Here is a 17640-nt window from a genome sequence, read left to right as displayed (position 1 = left end):
GCAGTCTCAGGCCGCTACTGCGGCTTCCGCCTGCGCCTTGTGCTGCGCCACGGGTAGATCGGGCAAGCCGAAATGGCCGCGCAGCGTGCTGCTCTGGTAGTCGCTGCGGAACAGCCCACGCTTGCGCAAGATGGGCACGACCTCGCTGGCAAACAGCTCCAGCTGCTGCGTGATCACCGGGGGCATCACATTGAAACCATCGGCAGCACCCGTGCGGAACCAGTCTTCGATCGTGTCCGCCACCTGCTCGGGCGTGCCGGCAATCGCCAGATGCCCGCGCGCGCCTGCCAGCCGCTTGAGCAGCTGACGCAGCGTGAGCCCGTCGCGCAGCGTGGTCTCCACATAGCCCATGGCGCGGCTCCTGGAAGCCTCGACCAGCGCAGGGTCGGGAAAATCGTCGCGCGTGAGCCGGCGGTCCAGCGGCAGGCCGCTGAAATCATGGCCACCGAAGCGGGCCGACAGGCGCCCCAGCCCCACGTCGATGCTGGTCAGGCTGTCGAGTTCCTCCCACACCTGACGGGCTTCGTACTCCGTCGACCCAATCGCGGCGCTGATACCCGGCAGAATCACGATGTCCTCGGCCCTGCGCCCCAGAGCCTTCGCCTGCCCCTTGATATCGGCATAAAAGCCTTGTGCCGACTCCTTGCTGCCATGCGCCGTGAAAATGGCCTCGGCCCATTGCGCGGCAAAGGCCCGGCCGGTATCGGACTGCCCGGCCTGCACCAGCACCGGACGGCCCTGGGGGCTGCCCGGCACATTCAGCGGTCCGCGCGTACGGATATGCGTGCCCGCATAGTTGACGGGGCGCACCTGGCCGATGTCCAAGTACTGGCCCGATCCGGCATCGTCCACCACTGCCCCGCCCGGAAAGCTGCGCCATAGCGCATCCACTGCAGCCACGAACTCGTCGGCGATGCGGTAGCGCTCGGCATGCTCGACGTTCTCTTGCAACCCGTAGTTTTCTCCCGCCCTGGGCAACCAGGAGGTCACGATATTCCAGCCTGCCCGCCCCTTGGAGAGATGGTCCAGCGTGGCGAACTGCCGCGCCAGCGTATAGGGCAGGCTGTAGGTGGTGGAAGCCGTGCCGATCAGCCCGATGCGCTGCGTATGCTGCGCCAGTGCAGCCAGCAGCAGCAGCGGCTCCAGCTGACCTGAAGAAGCCATCTGCCCGTTGTCGGGCCCGACCAGCCCGTCAGCCAGAAACACGGCATCGAACTTGGCCGCCTCGGCGATGCGGGCCGCATCCACATAGAGCTCCAGATCGGTCAGTGCCTTGCGATTGGCTCCGGGGTGACGCCAGGCACCTTCGTGGTGGCCTCGTGTCATCAGAAACAGGTTCAGGTGTAGTTGTCGTGTCATGGCTGGATTTCTTTCAGGCAAATTCGGCTTCCACGCCCAGACTGCGCAGCAAGGTCGTGCGCAGCTGCATGAAAGCGGGGTGATCGGGTCGCCGCGGATGGGCCAGATCCAGCGCATGGTCTTCGGCAATCTTTCCGTCCCTGAGCACCAGAATCCGGTCTGCCAGCAGCAGGGATTCATCCACATCGTGGGTCACCAGAATCACCGTCGGGCGTATGCGCTCCACCATGCGCCGCAAGAGGCCCTGCATGCGCAGGCGGGTCAGCGCATCGAGGGCGCCAAAAGGCTCGTCGGCCAGCAGCACATGGGGTTCTCGCAGCAAGGAGCGAGCCAATGCCGCGCGCTGCTTTTGCCCACCCGACAAGGTGGCGGGCCAGGCAGCGGCCTTGTCTGCCAGACCCACCTCGCGCAGCAACTGAGCTGCGGCAGGCCGGGCAGCCTGCGCGTCCAGCCCCAGCGTCAGGTTATCCAGCACCGTCAGCCAGGGCAGCAGGCGCGAGTCCTGGAACAGCACGGACACATTGCCATGCGCAACCGCCGTCCCCGAACTCCGAGCCTCTGCATCCAGACCGGCCAATGCGCGCAACAGCGTGGTCTTGCCCGAGCCCGACTCCCCCAGCAATGCCACGAACTGCCCTGGGGCGATATCGAGATGGAGGTCGTCGAGCACCTGTTTGCCATGAAAGCTTCGACTGAAGCCGCGCAGGTTCACGAAGCCGGTCAATGATGGATTGCTCATGATCCCAGCGACCTCCGGTAGGACAGCACATGCGCCTCCAGACGCCGCACCGCGGCGTCGGAGAGCAGACCCAGCAGCGCGTAGATCAGAATGCCCACCACGATCACATCGGTCTGCCCCCAGTCGCGCGCACGGTTCATCAGATAGCCGATGCCGGTCTGAGTGTTGATCAGCTCCAGCACCACCAGCGCCGTCCAGCACAGCGAGACCGCCATGCGCAGGCCGACAAAAAAGCCTGGCAAGGCACCCGGCAGGGCCACCTTGCGGATGAACTCGGCACGCGACAGTCCCAGCGTCTGCGCCAGCTCCACATGACCGATGTCTATGCTGCGCAGCGCTGCATGCGTGTTGATATAGATGGGAATCAGCACGGCGGTGAAGATGAGGAAGACTTTCATCGCCTCGCCTATGCCCAGCCAGATGATGGCCAGCGGAATCAGCGCCAGCGTGGGAACGGCCCGCTTGATCTGCACCAGGCCATCGATCAGGGCCTCGCCGCTGCGACTCAGCCCGGCGGCCAGCGCCAGCAGCACGCCTACCACGATGCCCAGAAACAGTCCCGTGTAGGCGCGCCCGGCCGAAGCCAGCAGATGCGGCAGCAGGCTGCCATCGAGCACCATTTCGTAGCCAGTACGCAGGGCCTGCGACGGTGCGGTCAGCGTCTCGGGCGAGAGATAACCCAGGCGCGATGCAGCCTCCCACACCAGCAACAACAGGACCGGCCCGGCCAGCAGCATGCCCGGCGACAAGCGGGCCGGCACCAGTGCCGGGGCTTTGCGGTCTGGTGTGGCAAGCGGCGCGGCCTGAGACTGCCAGCCAGCCACGCGCGCTTCCAGAGGAATCGGTGTCATCACGGCAGCTCCTCAGCGATTGGCGACGATCACGCCGTCATAGCTGGCCAGAAAGGAGTCCCTGGCGTCCAGACGCCGTGGCAGACTGCCGGCGCTGTGCAGGATGTCGATGAGCTTCTGATGGTGAGGCACTGCCTGCGCCGCCGTCTGAAACTCCAGCGGGGCCTGTGCCGCCTGTATGGCCGCCGCGCTCTCGGCATCGAGACGCTGGAAATTGCGCAGGTAATGCTGCTCCCATTCCTTGCGATGGGTATTGCTCCAGCGCCCCGCGCGCACGAAAGAGGCCAGGAACTCGCGGATGGCCTCGGCCTTTTGCGGATCGGCCAGCACCTCGGGGCGGGCATAGATATAGGAGGTGGACGGCAGCAGCTGGCGCTCCAGCGGATCGGGCACCACGCGCGCTCCAATCTGCCTGGACAGCCTCGTGACATGCGGCTCGGAAATGGTGGCGACATCGACGGCACGGGCCCGCAAGGCATCGTTGAGCTCGGCCACGCGCAGATGCACCAGCGTGACATCCTTGAGCGTCAGGCCCGCTCGGTTCAGGGCCTCGATCAGGAACACCTGGCGCCCCGAGCCTTCCACATAGCTCACGCGCTTGCCGCGCAGATCGCTCAGGCGCTCCACCCCGGCACCGGCATGCTGGAGCAAACGATATTCCGCCCTGGCGCGGGTGAAGGTCGCGATGATGGGCAGGTTCACGCCTGCGGCCCGCGCCTGGATGGGAGGCGTATCTCCCACATAAGCCATGTCCAGCGCTCCGGCGCGGATGGCCTCGAAAATGGCCGGACCGCCGGCAAAATTGGGCAGCTCCAGCTGAAAACCGGTCTTCTTGCGTTCACCGCTGGCATCCAGCAGATGGCGAATCAGCTCGCTCTGGTCAGCGACAACCAGCCTGGTCCTGGCGTCTGCCGCAGCACGTGCAACACCGGCGGCGCCCATGGCAGCCACTGCCAGCAATGAAGGCCCTGCCAGCAGGAATCCACGCTTGTCCACTTCCATCTCCCATGTATGCAATGGGACGGATGCTAGGGAGCAGTCGACAGATCAAAAAATATTGATTTCAAATTTGGAAACAACCAACTCATCCGAGCGCCTGAGCCAGATCACCGGCCTCACATGAATTTCACTGTGCTGCCAAGCACTTAAGACTGCACAAGTTGAATTCCGCCACCCGCAAAGCGCGCAACAAGCTTTGATTCAGCAATATGCTCATGAAATCAATGTTGTTGAAGCTTGGGGAAATGGCCGGCCGCCTGGGGCCTGGGTGTCTGGCGGTCAACACATGCTCGGATGACATGCTTGCAAATGTCTTGCCATTCACAATGCAAAACAGCCCGACCCCACCAGAAGTCGGACTGCTTGTTGCATCTGTGATTTCATGCCTGGCGTGCTCCAGCGAACCATGTCAGCCGGCCTCTCCTCCGACTGACATGGCCCGGCACAGATTACAGCCAGGCTCGATCAGCGCATGAGCGCTCAGTGACCGCCGACGTAGATGAACTTGAACAGGAACAGGGCAGCAATCACCCACATGATCCAGTGCACCTCCTTGACCTTGCCCGTGCACAGCTTGAGTACGGCATAGGTGATGAAGCCGAAGGCCAGACCGTTGGCAATGGAGTAGGTGAAAGGCATCATCAGCGCGGTGACGACTGCCGGTATGGCTTCGGTGGTTTCATCCCACTGCACTTCCGTCAGGTCACGCAGCATCAGGCAGGCCACGAACAGCAGCGCAGGTGCAGTGGCATAGCCGGGCACCACACCGGCCAGCGGCGCGATGAACAAACAGGCCAGGAAGAGCATGGCAACCGTGAGAGCCGTCAGACCGGTACGACCGCCAGCCTGCACACCGGCAGCGCTCTCCACATAGGCGGTGGTGCTGGAGGTACCCAGGATGGAGCCCACGAAAATCGCGCCCGAATCGGCCAGCAGCGAGCGGTTGAAACGCCCCATGCGCTCAGGCACCAGCAGACCGGCGCGACGCGCCACGCCCATCAGCGTGCCGGTGGCATCGAACAGTTCCACCAGGAAGAACACCAGCACCACATTGAGGAAGCCCGTGGTCAGCGCCGTCTTGATGTCGAGCTTCATGAAAGTGGGCTCGATGGAGGGAGGTGCCGAGAAGATGCCGTGGAAGGTGTTGCCGCCGAAGAAGAACGAGGCCACGGTCACGGCCAGAATGCCGATCAGCAAGGCACCCGGCACCTTGAGGCGGTCCAGCACCACGATCAGCAAAAAGCCCAGCAGCGCCATGATGACCTCGGGCTTGTGCAGATCGCCCAGCGTCACATAGGTGTTCTGGTCGGCAGCAACCACACCGGCGGTCTTGAGCGCGATCAGCGCCAGGAAAAGACCCAGACCCACGGTGATGGAAACGCGTATGGACTGCGGTATGCCCTTGATGATTAGCTCACGCAAGCCCAGCATCGTGCAGATCAGGAACAGACATCCCGAGACGAACACCGCACCCAGGGCAGCCTCCCACGTATAGCCCATCTTGAGCACCACCACGTAGGCAAAATAGGCGTTCAGCCCCATGCCCGGCGCCAACGCGATCGGGTAGTTCGCATACAGCGCCATGATGGTCGATCCCAGCGCTGCGATCAGGCAGGTGGCGACAAAGACCGAGCCTTTTGGCATGCCCGCATCCCCCAGAATGGAGGGGTTGACGAACATGATGTAGGCCATTGAAAGAAAGGTCGTCAGGCCTGCGACCAGTTCCGTGCGCACATTGGTGTTGTGCTCCCTGAGTTTGAATATCCGCTCTGTCCAGTTCATTGCATAGTCTCCGTGTTGTTTTGCATGCGAGGCGCAACGCGAGGAACGCGCCCAGTCCTGCGCCGCCAAATGAGCGGCGCAGCACATGGCCTTGCCCCGCGGCAAACAGCCATGACTCAGAATGGCTGCCGCCCCGCAAGGCGACAACACCTGTGAGGAAAAACTAGCCAGTGTGCCCTTGAACGGCTTCCACTGCGCGCAGGATGGCTTCTGACGTGGCAGGCGCCTGCAGTGGAGGGTTCATGCGGTGCTCGCCGGCGGCCGACACCGCATCGCGAATCGCGAAGAACACCGAGAACGGCAGCAGCAGCGGGGGCTCGCCCACGGCCTTGCTGCGGTGGATGGAGTCTTCATAGTTATCGCCCTCGAACAGACGCACATTGAAGACCGGCGGGCAGTCATTGGCCGTAGGAATCTTGTAGGTGCTGGGCGCATGGGTCGTGAGCTTTCCGGTTTGCGGATGCCAGACCAGCTCTTCGGTGGTCAGCCAGCCCATGCCCTGAATGAAGGCTCCCTCCACCTGGCCCACATCGACGGCGGGGTTCAGCGAGCGCCCCACATCATGCAGCACATCGGCGCGCAACAGCTTCCATTCGCCCGTCAGCGTATCGATGACCACTTCGCTGACGGCGGCGCCATAGGCAAAGTAGAAGAAGGGGTGGCCCTTCATGCGCTTGCCATCCCAGTGCAGGCCGGGCGTGGCATAGAAGCCATCCGACCACAGCTGCACACGCTGCAGATAGGCGGCGCGCACCAGCTCGGCAAACGGCACATTCTGGCCATTGACCTGCACCGCATTGTTGGCAAAGCGCACGTCATGGGCATCGCCGCCATGCAGGCGTGCTGCGCATTCGGCCAGACGTTCGCGCAGCTGACGTGCGGCATCCTGTGCGGCCTTGCCGTTGAGGTCGGCCCCCGTCGAAGCCGCCGTGGCCGAGGTGTTGGCCACCTTGCTGGTATCGGTGGCCGTCACGCGCACATTCTCGAAGGCCACGCCCAGCTCGTGTGCCACCACCTGCGCAACCTTGGTGTTCAGGCCCTGGCCCATTTCGGTGCCGCCATGGTTGACGAGGATAGAGCCGTCGGTATAGATGTGGACCAGTGCACCGGCCTGGTTGAAGTGGGCCACATTGAAGGAGATGCCGAACTTCAGCGGTGTCAGCGCCAGGCCGCGCTTGAGCACGGCACTGGTGGCGTTGAAGGCATTCACGGCCGCACGGCGTGCACGATAGTCGCTGGACTCCTCCAGCTCGGCCACCAGCTCGTGAATCACGTTATCGGTCACGACCTGCTCGTAGGGCGTGATGTTGCGCTCGCCCTTGCCGTAGAAGTTGACGCGCCGCACATCGAGCGGATCGCGCCCCAGGCTGCGCGCCACCGTATCCAGAATGTTCTCGATGGCAATCGCGCCCTGGGGCCCGCCAAAGCCGCGGAAAGCCGTATTGCTCTGGGTGTTGGTCTTGCCCATATAGCCGTGCATGAGCACATCGGGCAGCCAGTAGGTATTGTCGAAATGGCAGAGCGCACGCGTCATCACCGGCGCCGACAGATCGGCAGAGTGACCGGAGCGCGAGACCATGGAGATCTCGGCGCCCAGCACGCGGCCTTCATCGTCATAGCCCACTTCGTACTCATACCAGAAGCAGTGACGGCGACCGGTGATCATGAAGTCGTCGTCGCGATCCAGGCGCAGCTTGACCGGTTTCTGCAGCCGGATGGCCGCCACGGCCGCCACGCAGGCGAACAGCGCCGACTGCGATTCCTTGCCGCCGAAGCCACCGCCCATGCGCCGGCATTCCACATGCACGCTGTGCGAAGCCACGCCCAGGGCATGTGCCACCAGATGCTGCATTTCGCTGGGATGCTGGGTGGAGCAATGAATATGCACGGCCCCGTCTTCCTTGGGCGTGGCGTAGCTGATCTGTCCTTCCAGATAGAACTGCTCCTGCCCGCCCACATCGAAAGAACCCTTGAGGCGGTGCGGCGCGGCATCCATGGCGGCGCGCGCGCCACCTTCGCGCGTGCTGCGCTCCAGGTGCATGGGCGGCATCACGTACTGGCCCAGCTCATGGGCCTTGCGCGGTGTCAGCACGGGCGGCAGCTCACTGATGGTGGCGGCCGCCTTGGCCAGGGCGGCCGCACGTCTTGCCGCATCGCGCGAGCGAGCAATCACGGCGAACAGGGGCTGGCCCACGTAGCGGATTTCGCCATCACACAGAATCGGGTCGTCATGAATGATGGAGCCGCAGTCGTTGACACCGGGGATGTCGGCTGCCGTGATCACGTCCACCACTTCGGGCATGGCGCGCACGGCCTCCAGCGCCAGCGCCGTCAAACGGCCGTGGGCCACGGGAGAGAGACCCAGGGCGCAATGCAGCGTGCCTTCCAGCTCTGGCAGGTCGTCGATATAGGCGGCCTCGCCGGCCACATGCAGGTGTGCGGACTCGTGCTTGCGGCTCACGCCCACGCGCGCGCCCTGGTCATGGGCCTTGGCCTCGGTCACTTCGTCGATGCGATAGGCCTGGTTCTTGCGGTAGTCGGCAAAGGCTTCTGCCACCAATTCATTCGTCAATTCAAGGGGGTGGTTCATTTCAGACTCCTTGCTCCACGGCGGCGGGAACAACATGGGGCATCACGCTCCAGACACTGGTCGCCTCGGTACTTTGCGGCTGATCGGCGCGCGTTTCCAGCCACAGACGCTGGATCAGGTTCTGCGCCACCTTGAGACGGTAGTCGGCGCTGGCGCGCATATCGCTCATGGGCTTGAAATCCTGGGCCAGTGCGGCCTGAGCAGCCTTCACATTTTCAAGACTCCAGGGTTTCCCAAGCAAGGCAGCCTCCGCATTGGCAGCTCTTCTGACCGTGGCGGCCATGCCGCCGAATGCCAGTCGGATGGATTGCACGATCTCGCCATCAAGCTCGACGGCAAAGCCGGCGCACAGGGCCGAAATATCGCAGTCGAAGCGCTTGCTGATCTTGTAGCCGCGCACCTGGCGCTGCATGGCCGCCAGCGGAACCGCCAGGGCCTGCACGAACTCGCCAGACTCCAGCTGGTTCTTCATATAGTCCAGATAGAAATCCGTCAGCGGCATGCGGCGCACACGCTCGCCCTTGCGCAGCTCGATCTGGGCATCCAGCGCCATCAGCACCGGCGGCGAATCACCGATCGGCGAACCATTGGCCACATTGCCGCCCATGGTCCCCGCGTGGCGGATGGGCGTGGAAGCGAAGCGCAGCCAGACATCGGTCAGACTGGGCCAGCGCTGCACCAACGCGCTCCAGGCGGACTCCAGCGAAGCCCCGGCGCCGATGTACAACTCACCGCCCTCGGCATCGGGCCGCACTTCGATGCGCTTCATCTCGGCCACATCGCCGACGTAAATCATGTCGCCCAGGTCGCGGAACTGCTTGTTGACCCAGAGCCCCACATCGGTGGAGCCGGCCACGATGCGGGCCTTGGGCTTGGCCTCGCACAGGCTGGCCAGATCCGCCAGCGTGCGCGGAGCGTGGAAGAAGTCGGTGCGCAGGCCCTGGGGCGCCGCATAGTTCAGCCCCGCGTCGCCGGCCTCGGCCTGCAGGCCCTGGAGCGCAGCCACCACGGGCGCCGTATCCAGCCGCACGGCAGGCAGATCGAACATGCGCTGACCGGCATCGAGAATGGGGCGGTAGCCCGTGCAGCGGCACAGATTGCCCGAGAGTTCGTCGGCCAGTTGCTGGCGCGTGGGCTCGCTGCCTTGCTGCTGGTGATGCTCATAGGCCGACCACAGCGTCATCACGATGCCGGGCGTGCAGAAGCCGCATTGCGAACCATGGCACTCCACCATGGCCTGCTGTACCGGGTGCAGGCTTTGCGGGCCTGCCGGCTTGCCGGCGCAGGCAGACTTGCCCGCGCACTGGCTCTTGAGGTCTTCCACCGTGAACAGGGCCTTGCCATGCAGGCTGGGCAGAAACTGAATGCAGGCATTGACGGTCTGCAGGCGCAGGCCGTTGATGGCCTCGGTATCGCCGGCTTCGGCCAGCTCGCCGATGACTACCGTGCAGGCACCGCAATCGCCTTCGTTGCAGCCTTCCTTGGTGCCCGTGCAATGGGCATCCTCGCGCAGCCATTGCAGCACGGAGCGTGTGGGGTGCGGGCCTTGCACTTCCACCACCTCGCCACGGTGGAAGAAGCGTATCGGTTGAGAGTTCTGACTGGTGCTCATGATCGTGGGACAGGGTGAGATTGAATGCCTGCATGCAAGATGCATTCCAAACGCAGCATTCGTCAAGATCGAAGGCTACGCCTGCAGGGGCAGCTTCTCATATGGACGCGCTCATAGGGGCTATGTAGTGCGTCATATATCCATGACCAAAATCAAGGGAGAACCCGTACAAAACCCGGTTTTCTACGGGTAAGTCCCAGGAGATGGGAGCAAGGTCACGCTCCTGCATCAATAGCTAATAGCGCCTTCCATCAAACAACTTCATAGATAAATCTATCTGAAATCGTTTACTGACAAGCGCTAAAAGCTATCAAATTTTCAGGCATCGCCACCATCGGGAGCCGGACGCACGGGCTCGTCGGCATCGAGCTGGCTGAACACCAGCGTGGCCGCCAGCGTCATCAGAGCCACCGTCACGAAGGTGGCGCGAATGGCCTGCATGCGCTCGTCGCTGTGCGCCGGCCACATATCGCTGAAGCCCGTCAGCAAGGCTCCGGCCAGTGCCACGCCCATGCTCATGGCCAGCATCTGCACCATGGACAGCAGGCTGTTGCCGCTGCTGGCCGACTCGCCCTCCATGTCCTTGAGCGTGACCGAATTCATGGCCGAGAACTGCATGGAGTTGAAGCCGCCGAAGATGAACAGCTGCACCAGCAGCAGCCAGACCGGCGTGCCCGGAACCACCAGCCCGAACGAGGCCAGCATCACCGCCAGCATCACCGAGTTGACCTGCAGCACGCGCTTGTAGCCAAAGCGCTGCACCGTGCGCACCGCGATGCGCTTGACCAGCATGCTGCCGGTGACGGTCGCCAGCATCATCAGACCCGCGTTCATGGGCGACATCTTGAGGCCGACCTGCAGCATCAGCGGAATCAGAAACGGAGCGGCACCGCTGCCGAAGCGGGTGAACAGATTGCCCAGCAGGCCCACGCGCAGCGAGCGCACCTTGAACAGGCCCGGCGGGAACAGCGGCTCATCCACGCGCAGCGCATGCATCCAGTAGCTGGCCAGGCTGGCCAGGCCGAACACCATGAGCACCACCACCAGCGCCATGCCCAGTCCCATGCCGGACAAGCCGTCCAGCGCGATGGAAATCGCCACCATGCCGAAGGCCAGCATGGCGTAGCCCGTGCCGTCAAAGCGGTGCACGGCCACGGGCGCGCTGCGCGGGAACCAGCGCCAGGTGGCCCACAGCCCGATCAGTCCCACCGGCACATTGATCCAGAAGATCCAGTGCCAGCTGGCGTACTCCACCATCCAGCCGCCCAGGGTAGGCCCCAGCAGCGGCCCGACCTGGCCCGGTATGGCGATGAAGCTCATGGCGCGAATGAACTCGCCACGCGGATAGGTGCGCAGCACGGCCAGCCGCCCCACGGGCAGCATCATGGCGCCGCCCACGCCCTGCACCACGCGTGCCGCGATCAGAAACGGCAGGCTGGGCGAGAGCGCGCACAGCACCGAGCCCAGCACAAACAGGCCGATCGCCCAGCCATAGACACGTCGCGTGCCAAAGCGGTCGGCCACCCAGCCCGTGGCAGGAATCAGCATGGCCGTGGTCAGCGCATAGGCCACGATGACGGACTGCATCTTCATCGGGCTCTCGCCCAGCTCGGTCGCCATGGCCGGCAACGCCGTGTTGAGAATGGTCGCGTCCAGCGACTGCATGAAAAAGCCTATGGCCACCAGCCACAGCAGTCTTTCTTTGTGGGGGGCACTATGGTGCATGACGGGCATCTCACCCATGGGCAGCTCCGGAACAAGGCGGCACGGCAATAAAAAAGCCGCTGACTCGCAGCGGCTTAAGCAATATACGAACGCCAGACCAGAGCGGCCGGCGCGCAGACAATCATTCGACTCAGACCGAGAAGCTGGAGCCGCAACCGCAGGTGGTCGAGGCGTTGGGGTTCTTGATCACGAACTGAGCACCCTGCAGGTCTTCCTTGTAGTCGATCTCGGCACCCACCAGATACTGATAGCTCATGGAGTCGATCAGCAGCGAGACACCGTTCTTGGTCATGGTGGTGTCGTCGTCGTTGGTGATCTCGTCGAAGGTGAAACCGTACTGGAAACCGGAGCAGCCACCACCTTGCACAAAAACGCGCAGCTTCAGATCGGGATTGCCTTCTTCGGCAATCAGATCGGCCACCTTGGCAGCAGCGCTGTCGGTGAAGACGATGGGGGAAGGCATTTCGGTGGTCGTGGTTTCAGCAACGGCGCTCATGGCATTACTCCGTAGTTTCTTGATTGCCTGAAATGGTACAGCAAGGGGCTCGGGAATACCGGCCGTATCTCTTTGTCGCCAGTGCAAGTGGGGGCTTTGCGCAGGCGCTGGACAAGGCTGCGGCCGCCCATGAAAAAACCGCCAGGAATTTGCATTCGAGGCGGTTTTTTCGTGAAAAGACTCCGCAGAGTCTTTCCTGCAGGGGAAACGGATTAACGCTTCGAGAACTGCTTGGCGCGGCGTGCGGAGTGCAGACCGACCTTCTTACGTTCGACTTCACGAGCGTCGCGAGTCACGAAGCCGGCTTGGCTCAGTGCAGGCTTCAGAGCTGCGTCATAGTCGATCAGGGCACGGGTGATGCCGTGACGGGTTGCACCGGCTTGACCGGATTCGCCGCCGCCATGGACGTTCACTTGAATGTCGAAAGTCTCCAGGTTCTCAGTCAGAACCAGGGGTTGCTTTGCGATCATGATGGAGGTTTCGCGACCGAAGTACTGCTGAATGTCCTTGCCATTCACAGTAATCTTGCCGGAGCCCTTCTTCAGAAACACGCGAGCGACGCTGGACTTGCGACGGCCTGTGCCATTGTTCCAATCACCAATCATCTAGGTCTCCTTAGATTTCCAGAGCCTTAGGCTGCTGTGCGGTATGGGGGTGCTCAGCACCGCCGTAAACCTTCAGCTTCTTGATCATGGCGTAGCCCAGAGGACCCTTGGGCAGCATGCCCTTGACGGCCTTCTCGAGAGCACGGCCAGGGAACTTGGCTTGCAGGTCGCGGAAGTTGGTGGCAGTGATGCCGCCGGGGAAACCGGAGTGACGGTAGTACACCTTGTCCAGGTTCTTGGTACCAGTGACCTTGAGCTTGGAGGCGTTGATGATGACGATGTAGTCACCGGTGTCAACGTGAGGTGTGTAAATGGCCTTGTGCTTGCCGCGCAGACGGAGTGCCACTTCGCTGGCGACACGTCCGAGCACCTTATCGGTGGCGTCAATCACAAACCACTCGTGTTGCACCTCAGCGGGCTTTGCGCTGAATGTAGACATGAGTTTTCTCTTTCAAGAAGGTTTGGCGGTCCCTTTTCCGCGGTCGGTGCTTCTTCTTGAAAAAGACAGGTCTTTTAAAGGAAGCCTCTTAGGCGGGGTTACTCGGACCAATTTAAACTCGGACCAAGCCTTCGCCGCGGGAACCATAAAATCGCTGCGAAGCCCGCCATTATACAAAAACGCCAGAATCTGCGTGTTTTCGTGCAGCAGCCTGTTGTGAAACAGCCCCTAGTGCCTGTTTCTCCCTCTGCACCCAGGCGCCGACAGCCTTTAAAGACCACAGGGTAAAAAGTGCTGTTCCCCTCTTGCCCTGCTGGTTACCATCCATTTCTATGTTCAGTTACCGCCACGCCTTCCATGCAGGCAATCACGCCGATGTGCTCAAGCACACCGTTCTGATTGCCACCGTGCAATACCTCACGCAAAAAGAGGCTGCGCTGACGGTGCTCGACACCCACGGCGGCGCCGGCCTGTACCGCCTGGACGGCGACTACGCCAGCAAGAGCGGCGAGGCCGATGAAGGCGTGCTGCGCCTGGCTGCCACCAAGGAGGCCGAGCTGGCCCCGGTGCTGCAGGACTATCTTCAGATGGTGCGTCGCTTCAACCAGGGCAATGCCATCCGCAACTATCCCGGCTCGCCCTTCATCACCCAGGCGCTGCTGCGCGGTCATGACCGTCTCAAGGCCTTCGAGCTGCACCCCACGGACATGCGCTCGCTGACCGGCAACATGGCCCAGCTGGAAGTCAGGCGCCAGGTCGCCATCCTGCATGAGGATGGCTTCGAAGGTGTGAAGAAATTCCTGCCTCCGCCATCGCGCCGCGCCTTGCTGCTCTGCGATCCGAGCTACGAATTGAAGACCGACTACGGCCGCGTGCTGGACATGGCGGCGGACGGTCTCAAGCGCTTTCCCACAGGCACTTACGCCGTCTGGTACCCCATCATCCCGCGCCCCGAAGCCCATGATCTGCCCAAGCGCCTCAAGACCATGGCCACCAAGGCCGGCAAGAGCTGGCTGCATGCCACGCTCACGGTCAAGAGCAACAAGACCTCCGAACGCGGCGGCCTGCCCGCCAGCGGCATGTTTCTGATCAACCCGCCGTTCAACCTCAAGGATCAGCTCAAGCCCGCCATGCCGCAGCTGGTCAAGCTGCTGGGTCAGGACAGCAATGCAGGATTCACGCTGGAGTCTGGCGGCTGATTGTGCGGCAGAGGGTCGGCCCTTGCCGGCCCTCTGCAGTCCGGGTGCACCAGCTTTACAAGCGGCGCGCCCCCTTCAACAGCAATAATGGCTCAGCGTTTGCGCTTGGCGCTCTGGGAGACCTTGCGCGCGGGCTGATTCGCGGATGCCGCGCGAGTCTTGGCGGCGGCAGCGCCCTGCGCCACACTGGGGTGACGCTTTCGGCTCGACGCATTGAGCGTGGCCGGGCACTCGTCCTCATCGGCGTCCAGCTGCCACAGCTCCACGGGCTTGATGCCCAGGCCCAGCATGCCAAGCTCCTGGGCCGCGGCCTTGCTCAGGTCGATGACGCGACCTGGCGCGAAGGGGCCGCGGTCATTGATACGCACCACCACGCTCTTGCCGGTCACGGAGCTGCGCACGCAAACGCGCGTCCCGAAAGGCAGGGTCTTGTGCGCTGCCGTCATGTCCATGCTGTCAAAGCGCTCGCCGCTGGCCGTCTTGCGGCCGTGGAACTGCTCGCCATACCAGGAGGCCAGGCCCGCCTGGTCGCTTTCTCGCGGAGGGCTCAGCTCGTACTTGTTGCTGTCTTCGGGCAAGTCTGCCCTGTCGGCATCCGCAGGCTTGTTGGCCTTGACGCCCAGGCCTTTGTCGCGATAGTTGCTGCGCGCATAGGCGTCGGGCAGCAGGGGGGCGGAGACACTGGGTTGCGCGCCCTTTTTTCGGGGATGGCTCTGAACGACGGGGGGCTGTTCCTCGGGCTTTTCCGGCAGTGGAGCACAGCCGGCCATGGTCGCGGTGACGACGGCAAGACCCATCCACTGACAACAACGCAAGCGCCAAAATTTCGGTTGCACGGGCGCAATCTCCTTGAAAGCTCAAGTGAGAGCCGCCCAAGACCGGCCGCCTCGCGGCCGGCAAGCTTTTGGCTTACAGACCCAGACGGTCGCAGATCTCCAGAGTGGCGACGCTCTGGTTCATCGTATAGAAGTGCAGCCCGGGAGCACCCTGGCTGCGCAACTGCTCGCATAGATGAGTCACGACATCCAGACCGAACGCACGAATGGAAGCGGTGTCATCTCCGAACGCCTGCAGACGCAGACGAATCCAGCGCGGAATCTCGGCACCACATGCATCCGAGAAGCGCATCAGCTGCGTAGAGCTGGTAATAGGCATGATTCCCGGCACGACCGGCACGTCGAGCCCCAGGGCCTTCACCTCATCGACAAAGCGCATGTATGCGTCGGCATTGTAGAAGTATTGCGTGATGGCGGAATCTGCACCAGCGCGCACTTTAGCAACAAATGCGTCCAGATCGCTGCGAGGGGACTTTGCTTGAGGGTGAGTTTCAGGATAAGCGGCGACTTCGATGTGAAACCAGTCGCCGAACTCCTGGCGCACGAAAGCCACCAGATCGCTGGCGTACTGGAACTCGCCGCCGAGGCCGTAGCCGCTGGGCAGGTCACCGCGCAAGGCGACGATGCGCTTGACGCCCATGGCCTTGAGTTCGTTCAATTCGGCGCGCACTTTTTCATGCGTGGCGCCGATGCAGGAGAAGTGCGAGGCCGCGCCCACGCCTTCGTTCTGGATGTCGCGCACCATGGTGAAGGTGCCGGCCTGGGTGGAGCCGCCCGCGCCATAGGTCACGGAGCAGAACTCGGGCTTGCGCGCATACAGGGCCTGGCGCACGCCCACATGCTTGGCAGCGCCTTCGGGCGTCTTGGTGGGGAAAAACTCGAAGCTGACGGGAAAGCTCATGGCGGTCTATGTCTCTGAATCCTGGGTCATGGGCGGGCTCCGAAGGCTCGGCACCCGCCACGCTTTTTTACTCAACGCTCAACGTTCGTTGCGTTTTTTCTGCTTGCTGCGGGCCGGGCCGGGCTGGCCGAAGCTGGCCACCTCGGGGTCCTCATACAGCTCCTGCTTGGCGCGCTGGGCCTTGATGTCGGCACGCGAAGGGCGCTTGGCGGCCGCCTTGACGGCCGGCCTGGCCGCAGCCGCTTCGTCCGCAACGACGGGGGCCGGAGTCTTGACTTCAGCGCCCTGCTGGGCCCAGACAAAGAATTCGTGATTGCCGTCGCCGCCCTCAATGGGCGAGTCCAGCCACTGCTTGACGCTCAGCCCCAGATCGCCGAGGCAGTCGCGAATGCGCTTTTCAACCTCGGCGTACAAGGCCGTGTCGCGCACGATGCCGCCCTTGCCGATCTGGCCGGGCTGCAGCTCGAACTGGGGCTTGACCAGCATCAGCAACTGGCCATGGGGCTTGAGCAGCTGCACCACGGCAGGCAGCACCAGGGTCAGCGAGATGAAGGACAGATCGCCGGTCACGAAATCGAAAGCCGGGCTGATGTCGATATTTTCGGTGCCGGGCTTGCGGCGCAATTCCACCGGAGCCAGACCTTCGGCACGGGCCTTGGCCTTGGCGGCGCGCTCGGCCTTGAAGCTCTCGACATCCTGCTCCTTGGCATCGTCGCTGTCGTCATAGTCCTCATCGACCTGACCGCCGTTGCGCATCCAGGCATAGGGAGCGACGGGCTGGGTGTCGTTGTCCTCTTCTTCCTCGATGACTTCGCACAGCGCCTCGTCGCAGGCCTTCTCCAGCAGCTCGGGCGTCAGCGCGCGGGCGTTGAAGCCCTCGACGCAGACCACGCGCTCGTCATTCTTCAGGCGCTCGTGCAGCTGGCCGTGGCCCACGTCGAGGCCGATGACCTGGGCCGCACCGGCCTGCAGCAGGCAATCGGTGAAGCCGCCCGTGCTCTGGCCCACATCCAGGCAGCGCAAGCCCTTGACGCTCAGGCCGGTCGCGGCCAGCGCGCCCTCGAGCTTGAGCCCGCCGCGCGAGATGTATTTGGCCTCTGCGGCGTCCAGCAGCTGCAGCTCGGCACCGGCAGGAATGTCATCGCCGTTCTTGGCCACTTTCTTCCATGGCGCCAGCGGCGTCAGGCGCCACTCCACACCCGAGGCGATCAGGCGCTGGGCCTGGGAACGGGTGGCAGCATGACCTGCTTCAACCAGAAAAACATCTGCGCGCATAGCGTCGCTTCCTTTGAAATAAACCGGTGCCAGGCGCTGCACGGCGTGCAGCGGGCAAAAGAAATCTTTTTTGATAGCTGCTTGCGTTCGTCCTGCTTAAGATTCAGATAGATATCCATCTGAAAGCATTACCTAACAAGCGCAAACAGCTATCAAATAAATCAACACAGTTCCGATACGGGCGCGCTCCAAGCTCAGGACAGCGAGCAAGGGCCGCCCCGCAGCGAGGCTG

At 63.0% G+C, this 17640-nt stretch carries 15 protein-coding genes; 1 reads left to right on the top strand and 14 read right to left on the bottom strand.

Annotation, left to right across the window (positions count from 1 at the left end):
* Nucleotides 1-6: 6 nt before the first annotated feature.
* The 11 genes from CTR2_RS02895 to rplM all read right to left on the bottom strand — a co-directional run bounded on the left by CTR2_RS02895 (nucleotide 7) and on the right by rplM (nucleotide 13197).
* Nucleotides 7-1359, bottom strand: a complete 1353-nt coding sequence (locus tag CTR2_RS02895) for an LLM class flavin-dependent oxidoreductase (protein WP_087085152.1) — start codon at nucleotides 1357-1359, stop codon at nucleotides 7-9.
* Between the two features lie 13 nt (nucleotides 1360-1372).
* On the bottom strand, nucleotides 1373-2098 hold the full coding sequence (locus CTR2_RS02890) for an ABC transporter ATP-binding protein (RefSeq protein ID WP_087085153.1): 726 nt from the start codon (nucleotides 2096-2098) through the stop codon (nucleotides 1373-1375).
* Nucleotides 2095-2949 (bottom strand): ABC transporter permease, encoded by an 855-nt coding sequence (locus CTR2_RS02885; RefSeq protein ID WP_087085154.1) that lies wholly within the window; start codon nucleotides 2947-2949, stop codon nucleotides 2095-2097. The genes CTR2_RS02890 and CTR2_RS02885 overlap by 4 nt, the downstream gene beginning before the upstream one ends.
* A gap of 12 nt (nucleotides 2950-2961) precedes the next feature.
* Entirely contained in the window at nucleotides 2962-3951 is a 990-nt protein-coding gene (locus CTR2_RS02880) for an ABC transporter substrate-binding protein (protein ID WP_087085155.1), read from the bottom strand.
* A 477-nt stretch (nucleotides 3952-4428) separates the two neighbouring features.
* Nucleotides 4429-5730, bottom strand: coding sequence for an NCS2 family permease (locus CTR2_RS02875; protein WP_003061737.1), 1302 nt, complete (start codon nucleotides 5728-5730; stop codon nucleotides 4429-4431).
* 163 nt (nucleotides 5731-5893) lie between these two features.
* On the bottom strand, nucleotides 5894-8320 hold the full coding sequence (gene xdhB, locus CTR2_RS02870) for a xanthine dehydrogenase molybdopterin binding subunit (protein WP_087085156.1): 2427 nt from the start codon (nucleotides 8318-8320) through the stop codon (nucleotides 5894-5896).
* 1 nt (nucleotide 8321) lies between these two features.
* Nucleotides 8322-9932, bottom strand: coding sequence for a xanthine dehydrogenase small subunit (gene xdhA, locus CTR2_RS02865; RefSeq protein ID WP_087085157.1), 1611 nt, complete (start codon nucleotides 9930-9932; stop codon nucleotides 8322-8324).
* A 318-nt stretch (nucleotides 9933-10250) separates the two neighbouring features.
* Nucleotides 10251-11705, bottom strand: a complete 1455-nt coding sequence (gene mdtD / locus CTR2_RS02860) for a multidrug transporter subunit MdtD (RefSeq protein ID WP_254913460.1) — start codon at nucleotides 11703-11705, stop codon at nucleotides 10251-10253.
* Nucleotides 11706-11787: 82 nt separating this feature from the next.
* The gene (gene erpA / locus CTR2_RS02855) at nucleotides 11788-12153 is read right to left on the bottom strand and encodes an iron-sulfur cluster insertion protein ErpA (protein WP_003059000.1); all 366 of its coding nucleotides are present in this window, start codon (nucleotides 12151-12153) and stop codon (nucleotides 11788-11790) included.
* Nucleotides 12154-12365: 212 nt separating this feature from the next.
* Entirely contained in the window at nucleotides 12366-12758 is a 393-nt protein-coding gene (rpsI, locus tag CTR2_RS02850) for a 30S ribosomal protein S9 (RefSeq protein WP_003059002.1), read from the bottom strand.
* A gap of 10 nt (nucleotides 12759-12768) precedes the next feature.
* Nucleotides 12769-13197: a 50S ribosomal protein L13 gene (gene rplM, locus CTR2_RS02845; protein ID WP_003059004.1), complete on the bottom strand. Its 429-nt coding sequence runs from the start codon at nucleotides 13195-13197 to the stop codon at nucleotides 12769-12771.
* A 332-nt stretch (nucleotides 13198-13529) separates the two neighbouring features.
* Here rplM and CTR2_RS02840 point away from each other — a divergent pair, with 332 nt between their 5' ends.
* The gene (locus CTR2_RS02840; RefSeq protein WP_087085159.1) at nucleotides 13530-14396 is read left to right on the top strand and encodes a 23S rRNA (adenine(2030)-N(6))-methyltransferase RlmJ; all 867 of its coding nucleotides are present in this window, start codon (nucleotides 13530-13532) and stop codon (nucleotides 14394-14396) included.
* 92 nt (nucleotides 14397-14488) lie between these two features.
* Here CTR2_RS02840 and CTR2_RS02835 read toward each other — a convergent pair whose 3' ends face one another.
* The 3 genes from CTR2_RS02835 to CTR2_RS02825 all read right to left on the bottom strand — a co-directional run bounded on the left by CTR2_RS02835 (nucleotide 14489) and on the right by CTR2_RS02825 (nucleotide 17408).
* Nucleotides 14489-15166: a septal ring lytic transglycosylase RlpA family protein gene (locus CTR2_RS02835; RefSeq protein WP_087085268.1), complete on the bottom strand. Its 678-nt coding sequence runs from the start codon at nucleotides 15164-15166 to the stop codon at nucleotides 14489-14491.
* A 139-nt stretch (nucleotides 15167-15305) separates the two neighbouring features.
* Nucleotides 15306-16133: a methylenetetrahydrofolate reductase [NAD(P)H] gene (metF, locus tag CTR2_RS02830; RefSeq protein WP_034364143.1), complete on the bottom strand. Its 828-nt coding sequence runs from the start codon at nucleotides 16131-16133 to the stop codon at nucleotides 15306-15308.
* Between the two features lie 78 nt (nucleotides 16134-16211).
* Nucleotides 16212-17408, bottom strand: coding sequence for a TlyA family RNA methyltransferase (locus CTR2_RS02825; RefSeq protein WP_087085160.1), 1197 nt, complete (start codon nucleotides 17406-17408; stop codon nucleotides 16212-16214).
* Between the last annotated feature and the right edge of the window lie 232 nt (nucleotides 17409-17640).

This window comes from Comamonas thiooxydans (assembly GCF_002157685.2).
Taxonomy (GTDB): Bacteria; Pseudomonadota; Gammaproteobacteria; order Burkholderiales; family Burkholderiaceae_C; genus Comamonas; species Comamonas testosteroni_H.
This window is presented reverse-complemented; position numbering and strand designations above follow the sequence as displayed.